Raw genomic sequence first — 4,247 nt, 5'->3', positions numbered from 1 at the left:
GGCGCTGACCGCCCGCTCCTGGCGCGCCGGTCTGCGGCAGCGGGCGACCGTCCGCGTCGGGATCGGCTTACCGGGCGACGATCCCGGGCCGGTGCGACGACTGATCGCCACCTTGCCCGCCTTGGAGGTGCCGCGGCCGGATTGGCCGGACGAAGCCGTCCTGGTGGGCCCGCTGCATTTCGAGCCAACCGATCATGTGCTGCCGATCCCGCCGGGCCCGGGGCCGGTGGTGATGATCGCGCCGTCGACCGCGCTGACCGGGACGGTCGGCATGGCCCAGACCGCACTGAACTGCCTGGTTCCCGGTAAGACCTTGTCTGCCGGAGCGCGGGTGGTGGTGTCTCGGCTGCACGGTCCGGAACTGACGGTGCCGCCCTGGGCGGTGGTCGGTCGGGGACGCCAAGACGCGTTGCTGGCCCATGCCGACGTGGTGGTGTGCGGCGGCGGGCACGGTCTGGTGGCCAAAGCCCTGCTGGCCGGCGTGCCGCTGGTGGTGGTTCCCGGCGGCGGGGATCAGTGGGAGATCGCCAACCGGGTGGTTCGGCAGGGCAGCGGCCAGTTGGTCCGGCCGTTGACCGCTGACGCGATGGTGGACGCGGTCGGCAAGGTGCTGTCCTCGTCGCGCTACCGCGAGGCCGCCCGACGGGCCTCGGCCAGCATCGCCGAGGTCGCCGATCCGGTTCAGGTGTGCCACGAAGCGCTCGCGCACGCTGGGTAATTTGGACGACGTGCGGCTGACGGAGTTCCACGAGCGCGTCACCTTGCGGTTCGGTGCTGCCTACGGCGCCTCGGTGCTGGCCGACCATGTGTTGACCGGCCTCGGCGGGCGCACCGCTGCTCAGGCGATCGAAGACGGCATCGACCCGCGCGACGTGTGGCGGGCGCTGTGCGTCGACTTCGACGTCCCCCGCGACCAATGGTGACGTTTGCCGGCTAGGTCCCGTCTGCATCTTCGTCGAGTCTGCGTCCAGCGCTGCCGACAGGCCGCAACGCACACCCTCACCGCAGTCTCGATGCCCTCACCGCAGTTTCGGTGTCGACGTCTGCGGCTGTGGTTCGAGCAATCAGCTCTGCAGTGCGCTGACGAATTGATGGGACGCGTCCGCATCGGATGTAAGAAAGCTTTATGCCGCTGACTCACTCATATCTCGGCCAAGTTAGGAAGTAATCGGCAATCGCATCATCTATCGCCTTTCCACGCTCATTCGGAATATGTCCTGGCCCGTAGTTCTCGCTCAACGCATCAATGAGTAGATTGACAATGGCGTGACTCTGTTGATTGGTCGGTTTCGCGGCTGTACGGAGCTCATGAAGGAGTGCAGGGTCGCGACGCTTAAGCTCTTCCACGATTAAAGCTCTCGACGTCGTCGGAATAGCGTCAAGAAGGCTTATCAAGGGTTTCTCCATCCGTTACGGTTTGTCGGCCAGGCGGTCACCACTTGCCCGTCCTCGTTGAGAACTACTACTGCATCTTTGCCCTCATATTCGTAAGCCCCACCAAGTTGGTCCGGCCTAAAGCTAGGCGGATCTGTCGGATGCGCAACGGCATCCTGCATCGCTTCGTCGCTGACTCCATGACCGTCTCGGCCAAATTGAATTCGCTGCTCTCCGTGGCCCGTCACTCCTGTGATCTCGGTGGGCGGCGGAAATGGCGATAAGTCATCCTTGCCTTTGGACGCAGGCGGCGGCGCAGCCTCCTCGTTTTCTATCGGTACGCCCAAGTCCTTCATGCGGGCCCTAATTGCGGCTTGCCTCTCATCAAGAGGCCCCTTCGCGGCGACGCAGGCGTTGTATGCCGCCTGCTCGTTAGGCAAAACGAAAACGCGTCCGCATCGGGCGTTGTAATCGGCTATATCAGCGTTAACGGTGGCCCACGCTGCGCGCGCCTCAGCTTCTGTCATGTCTTTCGGGTCGACGGGTGAGGCTGGGTCTTGTTTCCAGGTGTGGTTGTCGACCGCGTGGATCGTGCCCTTGTGGTTCGGTGTGATGACGCCGGTGTTGAGCTGCACAAATTCGGTGACAGGTTGGCGCCAGTGCGGAGGTGCCATACCCGCCATCTGGGCGGAGCCAGCGTTCAGTTCTGCGGCAATTCGCTGGTTTTCGGCCGTCACGAGCGCCGCACGGTAGTCAATGTAGTTGCGGTGGCCCACCGCGGCGGCCTGGCGGACGGCTCGCACGGTAGGTGAGTTTGAGACGTAGCCGTCGGTGACCGACAGATCTTCGCCCACGGTGAAGTTGTCGGCTTCGGCCTCAGCGATGGCTTCCAACGCTGCCTCCTGGGCTGCCAGCAGCCGGTCACCGCCACGATCGGCGACATCGGCCATGGCATGGACGTGCGTAACGGCCGCTAGGACCACCATGCGGTCAGCGTGTGCAGTATCGAAATACGCCACTGCGGTCTGGCCGCTCCACTCAGCGCCGTTTGGGTTGTTGACCTGCTCGACATACACGTCGGCGGCTTGCTGGAGTCGCTGTGCTTGACCGCGCCAATGGGTTGCGAGGTCGCTCATCGCGGCCGCGATGTGGTCGAATGCCTCGATACGTGACCGGGTCACCGGACCGGCGCCGTCTACAGCAGCCATGCCTGCCCCTATAAGGAGACCGATGTCAGCGCCGCGCTGTTGGTGTCTTCAGTCACGGTAAACGCACCGGCGGCGCCCACTAGCGCGGCCGACGCTACTGACAGCCGATGTGAAAAAGCACCGCAAAACTCACCGAAAGCATTGGCGAAGGCATCTGCGGCAACAGCGGATGCCTCCGTCGACGTCCCGCCGGTCCTTGCTGGCAACGCCAGCTGTGCATGACCCGCGACGACCGCTGACGCAGCCCGCAGCGCCGCTGGAACCACGTGCAAATCCTGGCTTCCCACGCGACCTCCTCGGCAAAAGTACTGGCCCAGGACTCTAGCGGCTCGACAACCGCAGTACCGCTCACTAATGCTGCCTAAACCAGCTGGACCCCGCTTCGGTCACCGAGTCAGGCCGTTTGTCGTCTAATCCCACCCCTTCGGCGCGTCTCCTTGCCATCGAACACACGTTCGTTAATGTGGTGAGCGTTCGAAGACGTCGACTTGTCGGTGGGCTGTTCTAGCGTCACGGCTAACTGACCCGATCCGGTCAACTGAACACCGACTACATCGAGAGGCAACACAATGGCGCAAGCCCCTGATCGCGAGAAGGCTCTCGAGCTGGCAATGGCCCAGATCGAGAAAAGTTACGGTAAAGGCTCGGTGATGCGTCTCGGTGACGAGGCACGTCAACCGATCTCGGTCATCCCGACCGGGTCGATCGCACTGGACGTGGCCCTGGGCATCGGCGGTCTGCCGCGCGGCCGGATCGTGGAGATCTATGGCCCGGAGTCTTCGGGCAAGACCACCGTCGCTCTGCACGCCGTGGCCAATGCCCAAGCTGCCGGCGGCATCGCGGCATTCATCGACGCCGAGCACGCGCTGGATCCCGACTACGCCAATAAGTTGGGTGTAGACACCGATGCGCTGCTGGTCAGCCAGCCCGACACCGGTGAGCAGGCCCTTGAGATCGCCGACATGCTGATCCGCTCCGGGGCGCTCGACATCCTGGTCATCGACTCGGTGGCCGCGCTGGTGCCGAGAGCGGAGATCGAAGGGGAGATGGGTGACAGCCACGTCGGTCTGCAGGCCCGGCTGATGAGCCAGGCGTTGCGGAAGATGACCGGCGCGCTGAACAATTCCGGCACCACCGCGATCTTCATCAACCAGCTGCGGGAAAAAATCGGCGTGATGTTCGGGTGCATGAACTACGCCACACGAGTAACGCTCGCCGACGGCAGCACTGAAAAAATCGGCAAGATCGTCAACAACAAGATGGACGTCGAGGTGCTCTCCTATGACCCGATAACTGACCGGATCGTGCCTCGCAAAGTGGTGAACTGGTTCAACAACGGCCCAGCCGAGCAGTTCTTACAGTTCACTGTCGAGAAGTCCACCGGCAACGGCAAATCACAGTTCGCTGCCACGCCTAACCACCTGATCCGCACGCCCGCTGGCTGGACTGAAGCCGGTGACCTCAACACCGGAGATCGGGTGCTGGCCGCTGAATTCCATGTGCTCAGCGACCAGCAGTTCCAGGTGGTGCTGGGGTCACTGATGGGTGACGGGAATCTGTCGCCCAATCGGCGTGACCGCAACGGTGCCCGCTTTCGGCTAGGGCACGGCGCTAAGCAAGTGGAGTATTTGCAGTGGAAGACCGCGTTAATGGGCAACATCGGGC

Annotated in this window: 4 protein-coding genes; 3 read left to right on the top strand and 1 reads right to left on the bottom strand. The window is 63.3% G+C overall.

Features of this window, described 5'->3' with window-relative positions; translation table 11 throughout:
* Both WA317_RS13780 and WA317_RS13775 read left to right on the top strand, forming a co-directional pair.
* On the top strand, window positions 1-718 hold a 718-nt coding region (locus WA317_RS13780; protein WP_425173566.1), incomplete at its 5' end, for a glycosyltransferase.
* Window positions 719-728: 10 nt separating this feature from the next.
* Window positions 729-923, top strand: coding sequence for a DUF3046 domain-containing protein (locus WA317_RS13775; protein WP_425173565.1), 195 nt, complete (start codon window positions 729-731; stop codon window positions 921-923).
* A gap of 468 nt (window positions 924-1,391) precedes the next feature.
* On the opposite strand, the gene WA317_RS13770 is transcribed toward WA317_RS13775, so the two are convergent.
* Entirely contained in the window at window positions 1,392-2,582 is a 1,191-nt protein-coding gene (locus tag WA317_RS13770; RefSeq protein ID WP_425173564.1) for a hypothetical protein, read from the bottom strand.
* A 569-nt stretch (window positions 2,583-3,151) separates the two neighbouring features.
* On the opposite strand from WA317_RS13770, the gene recA reads away from it, so the two are divergent.
* A partial coding sequence (gene recA / locus WA317_RS13765) for a recombinase RecA (protein ID WP_425173563.1) occupies window positions 3,152-4,247 on the top strand: 1,096 nt, incomplete at its 3' end.

The sequence above is a fragment of the Mycobacterium sp. genome (assembly GCF_049802695.1).
Lineage (GTDB): Bacteria > Actinomycetota > Actinomycetes > Mycobacteriales > Mycobacteriaceae > Mycobacterium.
Note: the sequence above shows the minus strand (reverse complement) of the source record. Positions and strands in the feature narration are given on the sequence as shown.